Source organism: Duganella caerulea (genome assembly GCF_040362985.1).
In the GTDB taxonomy this organism is placed as follows: domain Bacteria; phylum Pseudomonadota; class Gammaproteobacteria; order Burkholderiales; family Burkholderiaceae_D; genus Rugamonas; species Rugamonas vulcania.
This window is the reverse complement of record NZ_BPWJ01000010.1, coordinates 205,256-223,575: the sequence shown is the minus strand read 5'-3', so window position 1 is coordinate 223,575 and position 18,320 is coordinate 205,256. Positions and strand designations below refer to the sequence as shown.

At 66.4% G+C, this 18,320-nt stretch carries 19 protein-coding genes; 10 read left to right on the top strand and 9 right to left on the bottom strand.

Annotation, left to right across the window (positions count from 1 at the left end; all coding sequences use genetic code 11):
- Positions 1-15: 15 nt before the first annotated feature.
- Both ACUJB0_RS26740 and ACUJB0_RS26735 read left to right on the top strand, forming a co-directional pair.
- Positions 16-936 (top strand): LysR family transcriptional regulator, encoded by a 921-nt coding sequence (locus ACUJB0_RS26740; RefSeq protein ID WP_444847886.1) that lies wholly within the window; start codon positions 16-18, stop codon positions 934-936.
- An 85-nt stretch (positions 937-1,021) separates the two neighbouring features.
- Positions 1,022-2,095, top strand: coding sequence for an AI-2E family transporter (locus ACUJB0_RS26735; protein WP_444847885.1), 1,074 nt, complete (start codon positions 1,022-1,024; stop codon positions 2,093-2,095).
- Positions 2,096-2,167: 72 nt separating this feature from the next.
- Here the strand turns inward: ACUJB0_RS26735 and ACUJB0_RS26730 are convergent, their stop codons facing one another.
- The gene (locus ACUJB0_RS26730; protein ID WP_117015194.1) at positions 2,168-2,392 is read right to left on the bottom strand and encodes a hypothetical protein; all 225 of its coding nucleotides are present in this window, start codon (positions 2,390-2,392) and stop codon (positions 2,168-2,170) included.
- Positions 2,393-2,531: 139 nt separating this feature from the next.
- Between ACUJB0_RS26730 and ACUJB0_RS26725 the strand changes: the two genes are divergently transcribed.
- The 3 genes from ACUJB0_RS26725 to ACUJB0_RS26715 all read left to right on the top strand — a co-directional run bounded on the left by ACUJB0_RS26725 (position 2,532) and on the right by ACUJB0_RS26715 (position 4,985).
- A complete protein-coding gene (locus tag ACUJB0_RS26725; RefSeq protein ID WP_444847884.1) occupies positions 2,532-3,245 on the top strand; it encodes a phosphatase PAP2 family protein in 714 nt (237 codons plus the stop codon).
- Positions 3,246-3,333: 88 nt separating this feature from the next.
- Positions 3,334-4,152: a diacylglycerol/lipid kinase family protein gene (locus ACUJB0_RS26720; protein WP_444847883.1), complete on the top strand. Its 819-nt coding sequence runs from the start codon at positions 3,334-3,336 to the stop codon at positions 4,150-4,152.
- 14 nt (positions 4,153-4,166) lie between these two features.
- On the top strand, positions 4,167-4,985 hold the full coding sequence (locus ACUJB0_RS26715) for a metallophosphoesterase family protein (protein ID WP_444847882.1): 819 nt from the start codon (positions 4,167-4,169) through the stop codon (positions 4,983-4,985).
- 1 nt (position 4,986) lies between these two features.
- Here ACUJB0_RS26715 and cls read toward each other — a convergent pair whose 3' ends face one another.
- Both cls and ACUJB0_RS26705 read right to left on the bottom strand, forming a co-directional pair.
- Positions 4,987-6,378, bottom strand: a complete 1,392-nt coding sequence (cls, locus tag ACUJB0_RS26710) for a cardiolipin synthase (RefSeq protein WP_444847881.1) — start codon at positions 6,376-6,378, stop codon at positions 4,987-4,989.
- Positions 6,375-8,465, bottom strand: a complete 2,091-nt coding sequence (locus ACUJB0_RS26705) for a site-specific recombinase (RefSeq protein WP_444847880.1) — start codon at positions 8,463-8,465, stop codon at positions 6,375-6,377. Before ACUJB0_RS26705 ends, cls begins: the two co-directional genes overlap by 4 nt.
- 177 nt (positions 8,466-8,642) lie before the next feature.
- Between ACUJB0_RS26705 and ACUJB0_RS26700 the strand changes: the two genes are divergently transcribed.
- The 4 genes from ACUJB0_RS26700 to ACUJB0_RS26685 all read left to right on the top strand — a co-directional run bounded on the left by ACUJB0_RS26700 (position 8,643) and on the right by ACUJB0_RS26685 (position 11,250).
- Entirely contained in the window at positions 8,643-8,915 is a 273-nt protein-coding gene (locus tag ACUJB0_RS26700; protein ID WP_444847879.1) for a type II toxin-antitoxin system Phd/YefM family antitoxin, read from the top strand.
- 1 nt (position 8,916) lies between these two features.
- Entirely contained in the window at positions 8,917-9,174 is a 258-nt protein-coding gene (locus ACUJB0_RS26695) for a Txe/YoeB family addiction module toxin (protein ID WP_444847878.1), read from the top strand.
- A gap of 93 nt (positions 9,175-9,267) precedes the next feature.
- Positions 9,268-10,371 (top strand): porin, encoded by a 1,104-nt coding sequence (locus tag ACUJB0_RS26690; protein WP_444847877.1) that lies wholly within the window; start codon positions 9,268-9,270, stop codon positions 10,369-10,371.
- Positions 10,372-10,413: 42 nt separating this feature from the next.
- Complete coding sequence (locus tag ACUJB0_RS26685; RefSeq protein WP_444847876.1) at positions 10,414-11,250, top strand: branched-chain amino acid aminotransferase; 837 nt, start codon at positions 10,414-10,416, stop codon at positions 11,248-11,250.
- On the opposite strand, the gene ACUJB0_RS26680 is transcribed toward ACUJB0_RS26685, so the two are convergent.
- The 4 genes from ACUJB0_RS26680 to ACUJB0_RS26665 all read right to left on the bottom strand — a co-directional run bounded on the left by ACUJB0_RS26680 (position 11,251) and on the right by ACUJB0_RS26665 (position 15,016).
- The gene (locus ACUJB0_RS26680) at positions 11,251-11,781 is read right to left on the bottom strand and encodes a DUF3617 domain-containing protein (protein ID WP_444847875.1); all 531 of its coding nucleotides are present in this window, start codon (positions 11,779-11,781) and stop codon (positions 11,251-11,253) included.
- A gap of 107 nt (positions 11,782-11,888) precedes the next feature.
- On the bottom strand, positions 11,889-12,035 hold the full coding sequence (locus tag ACUJB0_RS26675) for a lmo0937 family membrane protein (RefSeq protein ID WP_008446864.1): 147 nt from the start codon (positions 12,033-12,035) through the stop codon (positions 11,889-11,891).
- Between the two features lie 89 nt (positions 12,036-12,124).
- The gene (locus tag ACUJB0_RS26670) at positions 12,125-14,332 is read right to left on the bottom strand and encodes an ATP-binding protein (RefSeq protein ID WP_444847874.1); all 2,208 of its coding nucleotides are present in this window, start codon (positions 14,330-14,332) and stop codon (positions 12,125-12,127) included.
- Between the two features lie 33 nt (positions 14,333-14,365).
- Positions 14,366-15,016, bottom strand: a complete 651-nt coding sequence (locus tag ACUJB0_RS26665; protein WP_444847873.1) for a glycine zipper 2TM domain-containing protein — start codon at positions 15,014-15,016, stop codon at positions 14,366-14,368.
- Positions 15,017-15,137: 121 nt separating this feature from the next.
- Here ACUJB0_RS26665 and ACUJB0_RS26660 point away from each other — a divergent pair, with 121 nt between their 5' ends.
- The gene (locus tag ACUJB0_RS26660; protein WP_444847872.1) at positions 15,138-15,887 is read left to right on the top strand and encodes a Crp/Fnr family transcriptional regulator; all 750 of its coding nucleotides are present in this window, start codon (positions 15,138-15,140) and stop codon (positions 15,885-15,887) included.
- Positions 15,888-15,890: 3 nt separating this feature from the next.
- On the opposite strand, the gene ACUJB0_RS26655 is transcribed toward ACUJB0_RS26660, so the two are convergent.
- Positions 15,891-16,112 carry a YMGG-like glycine zipper-containing protein gene (locus tag ACUJB0_RS26655; RefSeq protein WP_117010519.1) on the bottom strand — a complete coding sequence of 74 codons (222 nt, stop codon included), beginning with the start codon at positions 16,110-16,112 and terminating at the stop codon, positions 15,891-15,893.
- A 107-nt stretch (positions 16,113-16,219) separates the two neighbouring features.
- Positions 16,220-18,268, bottom strand: coding sequence for an AsmA family protein (locus ACUJB0_RS26650; protein ID WP_444847871.1), 2,049 nt, complete (start codon positions 18,266-18,268; stop codon positions 16,220-16,222).
- Positions 18,269-18,320: the final 52 nt, after the last annotated feature.

The window sequence follows — 18,320 nt, the reverse complement described above, 5'->3', positions numbered from 1 at the left end:
AACACTTTCAAAGGAATGAAGATAGTGCTGCGATTGGATGATTTGACGGTCTTTGTCCGCACGGCAGACCGCGGCAGCTTGTCGGCCGCCGCGCGCGAGCTGGAGATATCGCCGGCCCTGGCCAGCGCCGCCGTCAAGCGGCTGGAGGGGGAGCTGGGACTGCGGCTGTTCGCCCGCACCACGCGCTCGCTGCGGCTGACGGAGGAGGGCGAGCATTACCTGGGCAATGCGCGCGAGGCGCTGCGACTGCTGAAGGAAGGCCACGACGCGCTGATCCAGGGCCAGGAAACGCTGGGCGGCACGCTGAAGATCTCGATGCCGTCCGACCTGGGCCGCAACATGATGGTGGGCTGGCTGGACCTGTTCCAGGCCCACTACCCCAAGGTCAGCTTCCAGCTCAGCATCAGCGACCGCGTGTCGGACATGTACCGGCAGCCGGTCGACCTCGCCGTCCGCTACGGCCGGCAGGACGATTCCAGCCTGGTGGCGCTGCCGCTGGCGCCGGACAACCGCCGCGTGCTGGTGGCCTCGCCGGACTACATCCGCCAGCACGGCCGGCTCAAGGACCTGAACGATCTGCTGCGCCACAACTGCCTGCGCTTCATGGTGGACGAGGTGGTGCACGACCGCTGGACCTTCCAGCGCGACGCCGCCGCCGAGCCGATGGCCCTGCACGTCAGCGGCAACCGCAGCGCCGACGACGCCGACGTGGTGCGGCGCTGGGCGGTGGCGGGCCTGGGCATCGCCTACAAATCGCGGCTGGACCTGTCGGACGATATCCGCAGCGGGCGCCTGCAGATCCTGATGCCGGAAATACTGGGCGAACCGGCGCCGCTCAACATGCTGTGCATGCATCGCGCGCAGATCACGCCGACGGTGCTGCAGCTGCGGGATTTCTTGCGCACTTGCTGCGAGCAGGCGTCGAAACACGCTTAGAAAATAATTAAAACTTTGCTGCGGCATGTGCGGCCGGGCCAAATGCGCTTACCATAGCCCCCAATATTGACCAGGAGACACTCCGATGACCGAAACCCAGCGCGATATCCTCAGTGCCGGCTTTTCCCTGACCTTGATCGCACTGGCGGCATTCATCATGCATCGCTTCTTCCTGCCGCTGGTGTGGGCCGGCATCCTGTGCGTGGCGACGTGGCCGCTGTACAAGCGCATCCGCGCGCGCTTCGGCCGCCACCACGTGCTGGCCGCCGCCGCGCTGACCCTGATCTGCGCCGCCGTCTTCATCATCCCCGTGTCGCTGGGCGTGGCGCAGGCCGCCAAGCAGGCGCCGGAACTGGCCAACTACCTGGTCACCGCCAACACCGACGGCATCCCGGTGCCGGCCTTCATCCAGCACCTGCCCATGGTGGGCGAGTGGATCAGCGACTGGTGGCAGGCCACGCTGAGCCAGCCGCACGGCTTGTCGCACCTGCTGTCCGAGCGCGAAATCAACGGCCTGCATTCGGCCAGCGACATGATCAAGGTGGCCGGCGTGGGCTTCATGCACCGGCTGGTCGATTTCGGCCTGGCCTTCTTGTGCCTGTTCTTCTTCTACAAGGACGGCGAGGCGCTGAACCGTCAGATCACCGCCATCGGCAGCCATTGCTTCAGCGAGCAGCGCTGGGCGCGCTATGCTGAAAAAATCCCGACGGCGATCCGCGCCACCGTCAACGGCCTGGTGCTGGTGGGCCTGGCGGAGGGCGTGTTGATCGGCATCGGCTACGCGATCGCAGGCCTGCCGTCCCCCGCTCTGTGGGCGGCGGTGACGGGTATCCTGGCGATCATTCCATTTGGTGCGCCGGTCGCTTTTGTCAGCGCGGCGGCGGTGCTGGTGTTCAACGGCGCGGTGCCGGCCGCCATCGCGGTGGCGGTGTGGGGCACGATCGTGCTGTTCGTGGCGGACCACTTTGTACGGCCGGGCATGATCGGCAACGCCACGCGGCTGCCGTTCCTGGCCGTACTGTTCGGCATCCTGGGCGGGGTCGAGACCCTGGGCCTGGTCGGACTGTTTATCGGTCCTGTTGTGATGGTGCTGTTTGTGACGCTGTGGTACGAGGCGAATCTGTTTGATGACGGTACGCCAGTTGCCAAACCCAGGTGAGGAGCGCGAGCGAGGCAGCGGCGTTGGCCGGCCTGTCTTGCGACTGGATCGGGCAACTGGCACCGGCAACCATTAGTGAGCCTTCGACAGGATCAACAACCAGCGGCGGAACATCAATACTTCCAGATGGCCTGCCTGCACGCCGGTGTCGCATTCCATGATCGGGTTCACCGCGTAGTAGCGCTTGCGGAAGTCACGGCACACCAGCAGTTCGCGTTTGCCCATGCGCACCAGGAACGAGGTCGGCATGTATTCGAGACCGAAGCGGGAGCTAAAGCTGCTATGCAGTGTAGTCATGACGTTTCCTTTTGGAGGAGTAGTGTTTAACGAGGAGTTCAGAATAGCATAACTACTGTATGAATAAACAGGTACTGTGCAAATAAACAGTAAATTCGTTTTTTCGTGATTTTTCCAACAACTTGAACGGCTAGGGCCCTTGGAGCACCAAATTTTCAGCAAATTCATCCGTTTCATTGAGGCAAGACTGTCGCCGGGAGGCGAATTCGGCCTGCACCTGACCGCCGGGCTGGTCCTGCTGGTGCTGTCTGTGGCGATTTTCGGCGAACTGGCAGAGGATGTGATGGGCAAGGAGGCGATCACCGTGCTGGACGCGCAGGTGGCGCACTGGTTCCATGTGCGCGCCTTCGAACCTCTGACCAGCTTCATGCTTGGCGTGTCGCTGATGCATACCGGCGTCGGCATGGTGGTGCTGGTGGCGGCGCTGGGCTGGTATTTCTGGCGCGTGCGGGCGCGTTATTGGCTGCTGGCGCTGCTGGTGGCCGTGCCCACCGGCGCGATACTGAATGTGGCGTTGAAATATCACTTCCAGCGCGTGCGGCCGCTGTTCGACGAGCCGCTGGTGACCTTGATGACGTACAGCTTCCCCAGCGGCCATGCGTCGGTGGCGACCTTGTACTACGGCCTGCTGGCGAGCTATGTGATGATCGCCCGCCCGCACTGGCATGTGCGCTTGGGTGCGGCGGCGGCCTGTGCCATGATGGTATTGTTGGTGGCGTTGAGCCGTGTCTATCTGGGCGCGCATTACCTGAGCGACGTGCTGGCGGCGATGGCCGAGAGCGTCGCGTGGCTGGCGGTCTGCATCACGGCGATCTCGACGCTGCGCCGGCGGCGCGAAGCCAAAACCTTATAAATCGTTTACGGAGTATCCACTGGACAGCATCGTCGTCATCGTCAACGCCAGCGCGGGGCAGGGCTACTGCGGCGGCTGGACCGCCGCGTTGACGGAGAAATTCCGCCGCCACGGCGTCGAGCCCGACATCACGCTGGCCAAGAACGGCGCGGAAATGATCGCGCGCGCCGAGCGGGCCGTGGCCGAGGGCGCGCCTGTGGTGGTGGCGGGCGGCGGCGACGGCACCATCAACGCGGTGGCCTCGGTGCTGGTCGGCACCAAGACCCGGCTCGGCGTTCTGCCGCTGGGTACGCTGAATCATTTCGCCAAGGATTTGAAGATCCCGCTGGACTTGGACGCGGCTGTGGCCAACGCGGTGCGGGGCCGGGCGTGCGCGGTGGACGTGGGCGAGGTCAATGGCCGCATCTTCCTCAACAACTCGGGCCTGGGCATTTACCCCGACATCGTTCGCGACCGCGAGCAGCAGCAGCGCCATCTGGGCCGCAGCAAGTGGCCGGCGTTCGGGCGCGCGCTGTTCGCGGCGCTGCGGCGCTTTCCGTTCATGAGCGTGCGGCTGAAGATCAATGGCGAGGAGCATCTGCGCCGCACGCCCTTCGTCTTCATCGGCAACAATGAATACCAGCAGGGCCTGACGCTGGGCGCGCGCGCGGGACTCGATAGCGGCAAGCTTTGCCTGTACGTGGCGCAGAAGCCTTCGCGGCTGGGGCTGCTGCGCTACGGCGTGCGCGCCATGCTCGGCAAGCTGGGGCAGACGCGCGATTTCGACGTGCTGTCGGCGTCGGAGTTGACCATCGAGACGCGCCACCACCACATGCGCGTGGCCACCGACGGCGAAGTGTCGCTGATGAAGCCGCCGCTGTGCTACCGCTCGCGGGCGGGGGCGTTGAGCGTCATCGTTCCGGACTAGCTGAGGAGGCCAGCATGCGCACCATCGTACATTTATCCGATCTGCATTTCGGCCGTGTCGACCACAAGCTGCTGCGCCCGCTGCAAGCCTTGACGGCCAGCTTGGCGCCGGACGTGGTGGTGGTGTCCGGCGACCTGACTCAACGCGCCAGGACCGAGGAGTTCCAGGCGGCGCGGGCCTTCCTGGACACCTTGCCGGGGCCGCAGATCGTGGTGCCGGGCAATCACGACATCCCCTTGTATAACGTCGCCAGCCGTTTCCTGGCGCCGCTGCGCAAGTACACGCGCTACGTCACGCTGGACCTGACGCCGGAATATGTGGACGACGAGATCGCCGTGTTGGGCATCAACACCGCTCGGTCGCTGACCTTCAAGGACGGACGCATCAACCGCGAGCAGATCGACCAGATCCATCGCCGCATGAGCGCGGTGGATCCGCACCTGACGCGCATCGTCGTCACGCACCATCCGTTCGACATGCCGGAGACGCACGACGAGGGCGACCTGGTCGACCGCGCGCCGCTGGCGATGCAGGCGTTCGCCGAGTGCGGCGTGGACTTGCTGCTGGCGGGGCACCTGCACGTCAGCCACGCGCACAACACCGCGCAGCGTTACGAGATCAGCGGCTACGCGGCCTTGATGGTGCAGGCCGGCACGGCCACGTCCACGCGCGGGCGGGGGGAGTCGAATTCCTTCAACGTCATCCGGGTCGAGCACGACAAGGTGGAAGTGCAGCGTTACAGCTGGGTGGACGGCACCGGCAGCTTCGAAGTCTCGCACACCGAGCGCTTCCAGCGCAGCGGCGACACCTGGTCGCTGACCGCCGAAGCCTGATTTAAAGCCAATAGTTCATGAAGCGGGCGGCGAATTCGCGCAGGCGGTCGGACCAGGGACGGTGGCGCCAGCTTTCCAGCGTCACTTGCACCGAGTCGCGCAGGTCTTCCTGGAAGGCTTTCTCCATTTCGGTGCCGAAGACGTCGCCCATGACCACCACGTTGAGCTCGCTGTTGTGCAGGAAGCTGCGGGTGTCGATGTTGGTCGAGCCGACCGTCGACCAGTTGCCGTCGATGACGGCGGTCTTGGCGTGCAGGACCGCCAGCTTCAACTGGTAGATCTGCACGCCGCTCTCCAGCAAATCGTCGTAGAAGGCGTGGCCGGCGTAGAACACCAGGCCGCTGTCGGACACGCCCGGCAGCACGATCTTGACGTCCACCCCGCGCCGCGCGGCGGCCATCAGCGCGTCCACCGTCTGCCGGTCCGGCACGAAGTAGGCCGAAGTGATGTGGATGCTCTTCCTGGCTTCCTGGATCGCCAGGTTGTAGGCCTTGTAGATCTCGAACTTGCCGCCGGGGTCGCTGCCCAGCACGCGCACCACCTTGTCGCCGGCCACCACCGGCTTGGGGAAGTAGTCGGCGTCCGCCAGGTCATCCTTGTCCTGCGCCACCCAATGCCGCACGAACAGCCACTGGAAGGCTTGCACCGCCGGCCCTTCGACCTTGATGTGGGTATCGCGCCAGCCCACCTGCGATTTGTCGGTCGGCCTGGCGGAGGAGCGGAACAGCGAGCTGCGCGCGTACGTGGCGCTGATGTTGATGCCGCCGGTAAAGGCGACCTTGCCGTCGACGATCAGCACCTTGCGGTGGTCGCGGTTGTTGAGCTTCCAGCTTTCGCCGCTCAGCTTGGCCGGATTGACCGGGTTGAATTCCACCAGGTGGATGCCGGCCTTGCGCATCCGCTCGAAGAACTCGGCCGGCACGCCGATGGTGCCGACGCTGTCGTACAGGACGTTGACCGTCACACCTTGCCGCTGCTTGTCGATCAGCGCGTCGGCGAACTTCAGGCCCAGCTCGTCCTGGTCGAAGATGTAGGTTTCCAGGTTGATGTGGTTGCGCGCGGCGGTGATGGCCTTGAGCATCTCCGTCATGGTCTGCGGGCCGTCGAACAGCAGCGTGCACTTGTTGCCGGCGATGAGGGGCACGCCGGTGGCGGCTTCCTCCAGCGCGGCCTGGGCCTGCAGGTCCAGCGTCGCCTTGGGCCAGCGCTTGGCCAGCAAGGCCTTGCCGCGCTCCGGGCTCAGGCTGCCGTTGACGCCTTGCACGCTGGGCACGGCGGCCGGCTCCAGCTTGTCGCTCATCGCCGTCACGTTGGGCAGCGATGCGCATGCGCCCAGCAAGCCCCAGCACATCAGGCAGAGGGGTAACCAGAACCGCATGCGCGCGAGTTTCATTTATGTGACCTCTCCGTGGCGACCGCTGTTTCAATCAACTCAGCTTCCTCGGCCTCGGAGCCGAAGAAGAACGATACCGGCCCCTGGCGGAACCGGCGGCCCAGCGCCTTGAGCAGCTGCCAGCCCTGCTTGAAGCGCGCCTGGCGCGAGCGCAGCGCCACCCACAGCGCCAGCCCGAAGCTGACCAGCAGGTTGACCGTGCCGATGGCCAGGAAACCGGCCACCGAGGTCAGCACCAGTTGCCAGCTGACATGGTAATCCAGTCCCACCATGGCCGTCGCAAAGTTCGCCGATGAGAACGTCACGTGGCGGATGTCCAGCGGCAGCCCCAGCAGGAAGCCCAACAGCGGCATCACGCCGAGCAGGATGCCGAAGAAGAAATTGCCCATCAGGCCGCCGAGGTTGTTCTCCATGTAGACGCCGAGGCGCGCCAGGCGTTCCTGCCCCAGCAGCCAGCGCAGGCCGCGCAGCTGCGCGATGCGTTGCGACCAGCGGGTGTACAGCGCCTTGTTGTCGTAGTAGCCGGAGATCAGGCCGGCCACGAACAGGCAGACGCCGGCGATGGCGGCGTAGATCAGCGTGGGGCCGTGGATCGGGTCGATATCGCTCAGCAGGCGCATGGCTTTTTCCGGCGAGACCAGGTGGTGGCCGGTCAGCCACGGCCAGGCCAGCGCGATCAGCCAGGCGGTGGGGATGGCGGTGGCCAGGTTGCCCAGCACCGCCATGTTCTGCGTGCGGATCACCTTGACGCACAGCTCGGCCATGCTGTCGATGTCGATGTTGCGCCCGTCCTTGCTGTGCAGGCCGGCCGCGATGCGCGAGGCCGTCATCGCCGGCTGCTTGGTGGCGACCGTGAAGTGCAGCAAGTGGATGAACATGAAGCCCAGCGAGTAGTTCATGCTGAACAGGAAGGCTTCGACCAGCGGCGCGGCGCGCAGGTAGGACATCAGGATCTTGAACAGCGCCATGAAGCCGATCACCAGGCCGGCGCCGGCCGATGACACGAACATGCCGGTCAGCTCCTTGCGCTGGCTGGCCACGTAGTGCTCGCCGGTGTGGCTGGCGTTCTCGGTGACGTTGCGCGCCAGCAGGTCGATGTTATCGTGCATCAGGTCGCGCAGCTGGTACTTGTGGTTGTGCGCCTTGATCAGCTCCAGGCCCAGGCCGACGGCGGCGCTGCGGCGCGGGCTGGGCGGACCTTCCTGCTGGTGCGGCGCGTGAGTGGCGGCCAGCAGGTTGAGCTCGGCCGCGGCGGCGGCCGGCAGCTCGCCGCTGACGTCCACCAGGAACAGCAGCTTGCGCAGGCGGTCGATGCTTTGCGTCAGCGTCACCAGCAGGTAGGTGAGGGCGATGCTGGTGCCCTGGCTCAGCGCCTTCTTGCGGATCTTGGCCACCACGCCGTCGCACTGGTCCAGCATCACCAGCAGGTGGCGCGCATCTTCCAGCGCGGCTTCGTCGCCGTCCAGCATGCGCTGGTAGTTGTCGAGATAGGCGTTGACCTCGAAGTTCTGCACCATGAACGGCGATTCGTAGGTCTCCATCTCGGTGTGGAAATTGGTCAGCTTGGGTTCCAGGCCGATGGCGCACACGCGGTAGGACAGCGTGCGGATCGCCTCCAGCAGGCCGGGCAGCATCAGCTGCGGCTGCTGTTCTTCCTCGTCGTGCAGGCTGATCACGTCGATCAGGGCCAGCCAGTCGGCGGCCGGCACGGCGGCGATCCAGATGTGGTCGGTGCGCTTGTAGACCACCTGGTCGAGCGCGTCGCTCAGGTATTCGTCGCCCAGCGCGGGCGGCAGGATGCGGTAGGCGATGCGGCGCTTGAATTCGGTGAAGAAGCCATCGTTGGACAGCACGCCGATCTCGGTGTACAGGCTGGCGTGGCGGCGGCTGGACAGCAGCGTGCGGGCGTAGCGGCCCAGCGCCCGCGCGTGGGCGGGGTTGCCCTTCAGTAGCTGGCACAGGGTGCGGACGTTGGCGGTGGCGCGCGCGCCGTCGGTGGCGCGCTGCGGACGCAGGGTGTCGAACAGCTCGACCATCAGGCCGATGTCGTTGCTGTTTGCGTCGATGCGTTCAAGGATTTCGAGCATGCGTGGGGCGGACGAACCGCGTAGGTACAAAGCCGCAGTATAGTCGTATAACTCTGCCAAGTATGTACGCTGGCGAACGTTGGCTGTCCTACGGGCAACTGATGACAGGAATAAATAAACCGCCCGGAGAATTAAACATGTACAATTTACCGTACAAGTTTGAAATGGGAGAATCCTATGAGAATCGTCAATTTTTCCGATGCTCGCAACAGTCTTCGGACTGTGATCGACCAGGTCGTCGAAGATGCTGATGTCACCGTCATCTCACGCCGTGACGCGCCGGATGCGGTCATCATGTCCTTCGACTACTACAGCGGCCTGATGGAGACCGTGCATTTGTTGAGCTCGCCCGCAAACGCGGCGCACCTGGCAAAATCGATCGCGCAGGCGCGCGCAGGGCAGCTGCGGCAGCGGGAATTAATCGATATGCCGGATACTGAAGCTACGTAACATGCGCAACGTGAAGTTCACCGATGAGGCTTGGACCGGCTACCTCTATTGGCAGACGCAGGACCGGAAGACACTCAAGCGCATCAATGATCTGATCAGAGACGCGCAGAGAGATCCCTTCACGGGCATCGGGAAACCAGAGGCATTGAAGCATCACCTCTCTGGTTTATGGTCCCGGCGAATAGACGAGATAAATCGGCTGGTCTACGAAGCCACGGACGAGGACCTGGTGATCATCTCCTGCCGATATCACTACTGAGGGCGAATTTTCCGTCTACGTGGTTTCGCGCACAGAGGGGTCGCGTCCGCTGTCCTACCATGAGCCTAACGGCATACGTTTTCCAGGCTCATCATGAAATCGATTTACATCATGCTGGCAGGGTTGGCGCCGCTGGTCGCGGCGGCGCAGGCGCCATCGCAGGCGCCTTCTCAAACGCCATCGCCGGTGCAGGTCTACGGCCTGCTCGACGCCGGCGTGGTGGCCGAGGGCGGCTGCAACGGACCCTGCGCGCACACCCGGCTCGACAGCGGCGTGTCCGCCGGCTCGCGGCTCGGCGTGCGCGGCCGCGAGGACCTCGGCGGCGGCACGTCGGCCGTCTACACGCTGGAGGCGGGCATCCTCAACGACACCGGCGCCTCCGACCAGAACGGCAAGCTGTTCGGCCGCCAGGCCTACGTCGGGCTGGACGGGCCGCTGGGCGCGGTCACGCTGGGCCGGCAGTACAACCTGCTGTACGAGACGCTGACCGACGTGGCCGATCCCTTCCACGGCGGCACGGCCGGCAGCGCGGCCAACCTGGTCGGCTACACCACGCGCCGCTACGACAACACCATCAAATACCAGTCGCCGCGCAGCAAAAACGGCTGGAACGGCGCGGCCATCTACAGCGTCGGCGAGTCGCCCTACAACAGCAAGGCCAACCGCGCCTACGGCGCCACCATCGGCTACGCCGGCAGCACGGTCAACCTGCGCGTGACCCACCAGCGCAAGGAGAATGCGCTCGACGCCAGCGGCGCCGCGTCGGCGGTCGACCAGTCGGCCAGCAACACGCTGGTGGCGGCCAATGTGGACTTCGGCCGCTTCGTCGGCTATGCCGCGTACGGCCACAGCCGGGGCGCCGGCAGCTCGCCGTGGAATATGTCCAACCCCTACGGCGCGGTCGTGCAGAGCACGCCCTCCGACAACAGCCGCGACGTGCTGGTCGGCGTGGCGGTGCCGATGGGTGCCGCCACCTTCCTGGCCTCCTACATCCACAAGGACGACCGCGGCAGCGCCAACCGCGACGCCAACCAGTTCGCGGTCGGCGTCAGCTATGCGCTGTCGCGGCGCACCGAGCTGTACGGCGCCTTCGCCCGCATCCAGAACCGCAACGGCGCCGGCTACACGGTCGGCAACGCCACCGGCGCCGGCCATGGCGACCGGGCGATCAACATCGGGCTGCGCCACGCTTTCTGATCCGTGCTAAATTGCTCTTTTTAGCACTCATCAGGAACAAGCATGTATCTGACTTACTTCAACGGCGGCTGGTCCGAAGGCAACACCCCTTTGTTTGGCGCGATGGACCACAGCGTCTGGCTGGGATCGTCCGTGTTCGACGGCGCGCGCTCGATCCGCGGCCACATGCCGGACCTGCGCCTGCACCTGCAGCGCGTGATCACCTCGTCCGAGCGGCTCGGCCTGGTGTGCCCGCTGTCGGTGGACGAGATGGAAAAGCTGGTGCGCGAGGGCGTGGCCAAGTTCCCGCCTGATGCCGAGCTGTACGTGCGTCCGCTGGTGTTCGGCACCGACGGCCTGCTGGTGCCGGTGCCGGAGAAGAGCGCCTTCGCGCTGACCTTGTTCGATGCGCCGATGCCGCCGTTCACCGGCTTCTCCGCCTGCCTGACGGCGCTGCGCCGTCCCGACCCGTCGATGGCGCCAACCGACGCCAAGGCCTCCGCGCTGTACGCCAACACCAGCAAGGCGATCCGCGAGGCGCAGCAGCGCGGCTTCGACAACGCGGTGGTGTGCGACAACGCCGGCAACGTGGCCGAGTTCGCATCGGCCAACCTGTTCCTGGTCACGCCCGAAGGCAAGGTGGTGACGCCGGTGGCCAATGGCACCTTCTTGTCCGGCATCACCCGCGCGCGCGTGATCGCCTTGCTGGCCAAGGAGGGCATCGTGGTCGAGGAGCGTTCGGTGCGTCCTGAGGAGCTGGAGACGGCGGTCGAGATCTTCAACACCGGCAATTACGGCAAGGTCACGCCGTGCATCCGCTACGAGGCGCGCACCTTGCCGGTCGGTCCGATCGCCACGCTGGCCTTCCAGCGCTACATGGCGTTTTCCGACACCGAGTGATCAGTTGGGCTTGGCCGGGCAGCTGGCGCTCAGCCAGCGTCCGGTCGATTCCACCTGCACGTTCTGCGGCGTGCCGCCGGCCTCGCTGGTGACGTGCATGTCCATCACATAGGCGCTGTCGCCGTTGAAGCGCAGCGTGCCCTGGCCGCTGGAGGCCGGGTCGGTGCAGCTGAACGAGATGTTCAGGCCGCCCGCCACCGGCTCGCTTTTCGAGCTGCACTTGCCTTGTTGATTCATCGGCAGTTCCTTCTTCGCCGCCATTTCGGGCGTGACGCAGGCGGTCAGCACCATGGCGCCGTCGCCGCCGGACTTGGGCATGGAGACGCCGTTCTGCTTCATCATCGCCTCCATCTGCGCGCGCTGCTCGGGCGGCATGTTGGCCAGCTGCTTGAGCGCCATGCCCATCGCCTGGTCGGCCTGGGCATTGCCGGTCTTGACCTTGTTGTGCAGCTCCCACAGGCCGGGCTTGATGGTCTGGGCGGACGCCGGCGCGGCGGCCAGCACGGCCAGGGAAAGTATCAGTCGCTTCATGTGAGCTCCCGGGAATAAGGTAGCGACAGCATAAACCAAAACGCCGCCGTACAAATGAAAACGGCGCGCCACCGTCAAGTGGAGCGCCGCATGCGGGGCGGTACGGGCTAGACGCCGCGTCCGCTGATCAGGCGCAGCAGCACCATGATGATGGCGACCACCAGCAGGATGTGGATGAAGCCGCCGATGGTGTAGGAAGTGACCAGGCCCAGCAGCCACAGGATAAGCAGAACGACAGCAATGGTGTAAAGCATGTGATTCTCCTCGGGGTTGTTAAACTTCGTTTCGTTTTGTGTGTCCCCATTGTGCGGCAACTGTGGGCGGCATTCTGTACGCTGGCGTACTAAGATGACCTCGAATCGGCGATTGCCTGTGGCGCGTCGGCCGCGATCAGGCCGAGGAGGTGCTCGACGCGCACCGGCTTGACCAGGTGCTGCTCGAAGCCGGCCGGGGCGGCGCGCTCGCGGTCGATCGCCTGGCCGTAGCCGGTGAGCGCGAACAGGCGGCAGGGACGGCCGTTTAGCCGCTGGCGGATGTGGCCGGCCAGCGCGTAGCCGCTCATCGTCGGCAGCCCGATGTCGAGCACGGCGATCTGGGGCAGAAAGCGGTCGAGATGGGCAAGCGCGGCCAGCGGTTCGTTGAACACCTGGACGTCATGCCCGTGCAGCTCCAGCAAATTGGCCATCAGGCTGACGGCGTCGAGGTTGTCGTCCACCAGCAGGATGCGCTTGCGCTGCGCCACGCTGCTGGCGGGCTGCGCCGTGTCGCCGCCCGGCGCGGCGTCGGCCGCCTGCGTCAGGCGCGGCAGGCGCACGCGGAACTCGCTGCCCTGGCCGGGGCCGGCGCTGCGCGCCTCGATGCCGCCGCCATGCAGGCCCACCAGGTTGTTCACCAGCGCCAGGCCGACGCCCAGCCCGCCGGCGGAGCGGTCGGTGTTGGTGCGGCGGTCCTGGTAGAACAGGTCGAACACATGGGGCAGGGCGTCGGCTGCGATGCCGATGCCGTTGTCCACCACGCTGACGTAGACGTGCTCGCGATCGCCGCTGGCGGCCAGGCGGATGTCGCCGCCGGGCGGCGTGTAGCGCGCCGCGTTGGTCAGCAGGTTGGCGATGATCTGCACCAGGCGCACATGATCGCCGCGCACCGGCAGCGGCCCCTGCACGTCGACGCTGAAACGGTGCTGGCGGTTGTCCAGCAGGGGCGCGACCATTTCCACCGCCTTGTCGATGATCTGCGCCAGGTCCAGCGCTTCCGTCTTGAGCACGATGCTGCCGGTGTTGACGCGCGAGACGTCGAGCAGGTCGTCCACCAGGCGGATCAGGTGCGTGAGCTGGCGGCCGATGATGTCATGCGCGACGCTGTGGCCGCCCTGGCGGCGGATCACCTCCAGCGCGGTCAGGATCGGCGACAGCGGATTGCGCAGCTCGTGGCCCAGCATGGCGAGGAACTCGTCCTTGGCGCGGCTGCTGGCGGCCAGCTCGGCCATCAACGCCTCGCGCTGGGCCTGCGCCTCGTCACGCTGGTGGCGCTCGGTCGCGTCGCGCGTGAAGCAGCGGGTGTAGCGCAGCGTGCCGTCCTCGAAATGGCCGTTCGAACTGATCAGGACGTGCTTGATGCCGCCGTCCTTGCAGCGCAGCCGGGCCGGCATGTCGCGCACGGTGTCGCCGGCCTTGAGCCGGGCCAGGATGTCCGCGATGACGGGGGCGTCGACGTGGAAGTCGGCGATGTGGTGGCCGACATATTCCTCCCAGCGGTAGCCGAGCAGGCGCAGCTCCGCCTGGTTGGCCCAGAGGATGGTGCCGTCGGCGCCGACCTGGTGGATACTCTCGGCGGCGTTTTCAACGAAGTCGGCCAGCTCGCGTTCGCGCTGCGCCAGCGCGCTTTCGGCGGCGCGGCGGCGCGCGATCTCGGCGCTGAGCGACAGCGCCTGCTGCTCCAGTTCCAGCAGGCGTTGCTCCGGATTGTGGGATGGCGGCACTTCGGCCGCGCAATGGGCCGCGTGGTCATGCAGCGCGCAGACGTGGCGGAAGGTTTCCGCCATGGCGGCGTTGGGAAACTGGCTCCACGGATAGGCGCAGAACAGCGTGAAGCGGTTGCGCCGCGCCAGCTCGTTCCACAGCTCCTCCAGCCGGACGGCGGCGCTGTAGTTGCCGCGCTCGCACAGCAGGGCGACCATTTCGCCGAACGCGTGGATGGTCGCCGAGCCGACCTCGAGCTCGCGCACCAGTTGGCCGACCGTGGCGTCGAACAGCGTGGCGTCGGGCCAGTCGTCCAGCATGAAGGAGGACAGCGTCTGGTCGGCGTCGCGCGTCACCAGCCGGGCGCCGGGATCGCTGCCGCCCGGCTCGGCTTGCAGGCGGGCCAGGCGCCGCCGCAGCGCCGCCAGATGCTCGGCGGTGGCGATGACGATGCTGGCGCCGCCGGCGGCGAGGGCCTGGTGGACGAAAGGGGCGACCTCGTCGAGCAGCAGGCTGTCATCCTTGTAGAACCGGACGAAGTGCGAGGAACCATGGGTGGCAAGGGACAGGGGTGAGGGGTCTAGCTCCGCCATGATGGTCCTTTCGCGGTGGGGGTGGAAGGGACCTTAGAGGGAGCGCAGCTGGCCGTTGACGATCTTCACCTGGTCGCCGGAGCGCCATTGCGGTTGTGCCGATTGGTGCAGCACGCGTTTCTTGCCATTGTCCATGCGCACCACGATTTCCCAGCTGTGCGTGGTTTTCATATTGCCTTCGACCTGGTTGCCGGCCACCGCGCCGCCGACCGCGCCGGCCACCGTGGCCAGTTGACGGCCGTGGCCGCTGCCGATCTGGTTGCCCAGCAGGCCGCCCAGGATGGCGCCGCCGGCCGCGCCCACGCCGCTACCCTGGCCTCGGTGCTCGATCGAGCGCACCGATTCCACCACGCCGCAGCTGTTGCAGACGGCTGGTCCCTGTTGCGCCACGCGTTCCTGTGGCGCTGCTTGTTCCTGCTGTCGTGGCTGCTCCTGCTGTTGCGTCGGGTACGGCGCGGGCGCGGCGTTGCTGGCGTAGCCGGCTGGCTGTTGCGCGGCTTGCTGCTCTTGCGGCGGCACCGACGACAGCTGGCCCGGCATCGGCGCGGCGCCAGGCACGGTGGCGCTGGAGGTCGGCAGCCAGCCCATGATGGCGGCGCTGCCGACGCCGCAGAACAGCACCACCGCGACGGCTGCGATGACCATGAGTGGGTGGAGCTTGGGCTTGTTGGTTGGGGTGTCCATGATGTGTCCTGTTATTGATGTTTAGGGTAATGCACTGCACGCCGGATTTTCCCTGAAGACTAGGTCTGCTTCCGTGCGTCACCGTACATACACGGGAAATCGCAGCCATTACGCTGACCCCATGCATACCCATCCTTCCTATCTTTCCGACGACGACCGGGCGCCGGCCCGGCCGGCGTTGAACCGCTTGTTGTCCACCCTGGCCGACGACGACCAGGGCAAGCTGCTGGCGCTGTGCGACACGGTGCGGGTGGACGTCGGCCAGGTGCTGTACGAGCCGGGCCAGGCGATCCGCCATGTGTACTTTCCGGTCGACAGTCTGATCTCGCTGCTGGCGGTGGCCGAGGGCCGCATGACGCTGGAGGTGGGATCGGTGGGGCAGGAGGGCATGATCGGCGCGTCGGTGGCGCTGGGCCACGAGCTGGCGCTGGTGCGCGCGGTGGTGCAGCGCGCCGGCCGCGCCAGCCGCATCGAGGTGGCCGACTTCCGCGCCGAGTTCAAGCGCAACGAGGCGCTGCAGCGGCTGCTGTACCGCTATACCGACATCCTGCTGGCGCAGGCGATCCAGATCGCCGTGTGCAGCCGCTTCCACGTGCTGGAGGCGCGCCTGGCGCGCACCCTGCTGATCACGCGCGACCGTCTGCAATCGGAGAAGTTCCATCTGACCCACGAGTTCCTGGCGCATGCGCTGGGCGTGCGGCGGGTGGGCGTGACCAAGGCGGCCAGTGCGCTGCAACAGCAGAAATTGATCACCTACAGCCGCGGCAATATCGAGATCCTCGATTCCGCCGGGCTGGAGGCGGCGTCCTGCCGCTGCTATGAGCTGGTCAAGGACAAGGGGGCCATGGGCATGGCCAAGGTGTTTCTCTGAGACTTAACGCGGTGGCTTGCTGACCTGGTTGCCGATCACGCCGCCGACGGCTGCGCCGCCCACGGTGCCGACCGCGCTGCCGCCGGTCAGCACCGAGCCGGCCACGGCGCCCACGCCGGCGCCGACCGCGGTGTTACGGTCCTGGTTGGACATGCCTGCGCAAGCGCTCAGGCCCAGCGTGGCCGCCACAATGGCGGCGCTCGATACGATGCGTTTGGTATTCATGATTTTCTCCTTGCTGATTGAGGCGCGACAGTAGTGGCTTGCACCAATACCGAAAGCGTACGCAAGAATCATGGCTCGCTCCGTTCGGCAGCACACATAGAATCGCCCTAGCGCCGGGACGTTTTTTCCGGCGACTTGCCGGGCGGCGGCGCCACCGGTTTGCCGCCCTGTTGCGCCAGCAGCGTGGCGCAGCCGGTGGTCTCGCCGGGACCGGCGTTGATCAGCGGCAGGATGGCCGCCACCGGCGCCACCGCCGCCAGGGCCAGCGCGCCGCCCGCCCGGAGGGCCAGCACGCCCTTGTCGACGCTGACGGCCGGCTCCTTGAAGGTGCCGCGCACATAAATCGGCGCCCGCAGCGAGATCACCCGCACGCCCTTGGCGTCGGGCCGCAGCGTCAGGTCCATCTTCTCGTTGTCGAGGTTGACGGTGCCGGCCACGTCGATCTTGGCGTCCGAGGTGTCGACCACGAACAGCCGCGAGCGCATCAGGCCGTTGTTGACGCCGAAGTCCGTCACCATGCAGTTGAGCTTGACCTGCTTGTCGCCGATCAGCTTGGTCAACACCACGTTGCCGATGTTCAGGCCCATCTCCTCCAGCAGCAGCTTGCTGACGCTGCCCTCGTTGATCACGCCCTTCAGTTCGCCGTTGGACGTGCCCAGCAGGCCGGCCACCGAGTTGCCGGTGGCCGACAGCGAGATGTCGGCGTTGACCTCGCCCACCGTGGCCTGCATCTCCTCGATGCGCGGGAACAGCTGGCGCAGCTTGAGGTGGCGCGCGGCGGCGCTCAGCTCGGCGCGGATGGCGTCGCGGTTGACCTTGCCGCTGCCGTCCAGCTTGACCTTGGACGTGAAGCGGCCGCCAGCGATGTCGAAGTCCAGCGGCTTGAGCGACAGCACGCCGTCCTTCATGTCGATCACCGTGTCGAGGTTGGCGATCGGCAGGTCCTTGTCGCGCGTGATGCGCAGCGCCTTGAAGTTGACGTCGGCGTCCAGCGCGGTCCAGCGCTCGGTCTTGAACGGCTCGACCGGCAGCACGCGGTCGCCCGGCTGCACCGGCGCCACGCCGCGCGCCTGCTTGCTGGCGTTGGAGTCGGCGCCGATCAGCGGGCCCAGGTCGGAGAACTGCAGCAGCTTCGACTGCACCGCGCCGGTCAGCAGCGGCCGCGGCAGCGACTGGCCGTAGCGGTATTCGAGCTTGCCGGCGATGTCGGAATGGCCGACGCGGCCGGTGAACTGGTCGTAGATCCAGCGGTTCTCGCGCTCGCCCAGGTGGCCGGTCAGGTGGCCCTCGGTGGTGTAGGCCGGGGTTTCCGGCAGCAGCACGCCGGTCAGCGCGTACAGCCGCGCCATGCTGGGGCCGGACAGCTTGAGGCGCAGGTCGAGCGCGGTCAGCGCGGACGGCCGGGTCAGCGTGCCGGTCACGGCGATGCTGTTGCCGCCGACGTTGATGTTGGCCGCCAGCGGGTAGGGCGTCGATTGCTGTTGCAGCGACAGCACCGCGCCGGCCTTGCCGCCGCCGGTGACGTCCTGCTTGTTCCACTTGCCGCGCAGGGTCCACGCCACGCCGTAGTTCGGGTCGGCGTTGAGGGTGTCGATGTCGGCCACCGCGTCCACCCGCGTCAGCGCGTCGCTGTAGTGCACGGTGCCCTTGTCGAGCACCACGCGCTGCAGGTCCAGCTTCCACGGCGACGGCTTGTTGGCCGGCTTGAAGGTCCAGTTGTTGGCGCCGTCCGGCTTGCGCTGCAGCCACACCACCGGCGTGTCGAAGCGCAGCACCGGGATCGACAGGCGGTGCTCCAGCAGCGGCAGCAGGTCGATCGAGAACGAGAACTGGCCGACGCTGGCCATCTCGGCCGGCGCGGCCCAGCCGGACGGGTTGCCGACATGCACGTCGCGCGCCACCAGGTGCGGCAGCGGCAGGTAGTCGCTCCAGGTGCGGTCGGCGTCGCTTCGGCCCTGGCGTTCCCAGGTCAGCGACAAGTTGCCGCGGATGGCGAACGGGCGGTCGATGGCTTCGCTGACCTTGTCGTTGAGCCAGGGGCGGGCGCGGTTCCAGTCGTAGTTGAGCAGGACGATCACGGCGATGGCCGGCACGGCGACCACCACGCCGGCGACGGCCAGCGCGATACGGGTGCGGCGGGAAGGGGAGGAGGGCATGGTTGGCCTTTTTCTTATAGGAGTGTCGCCATTTTACTAGCCAGTGCCGGGC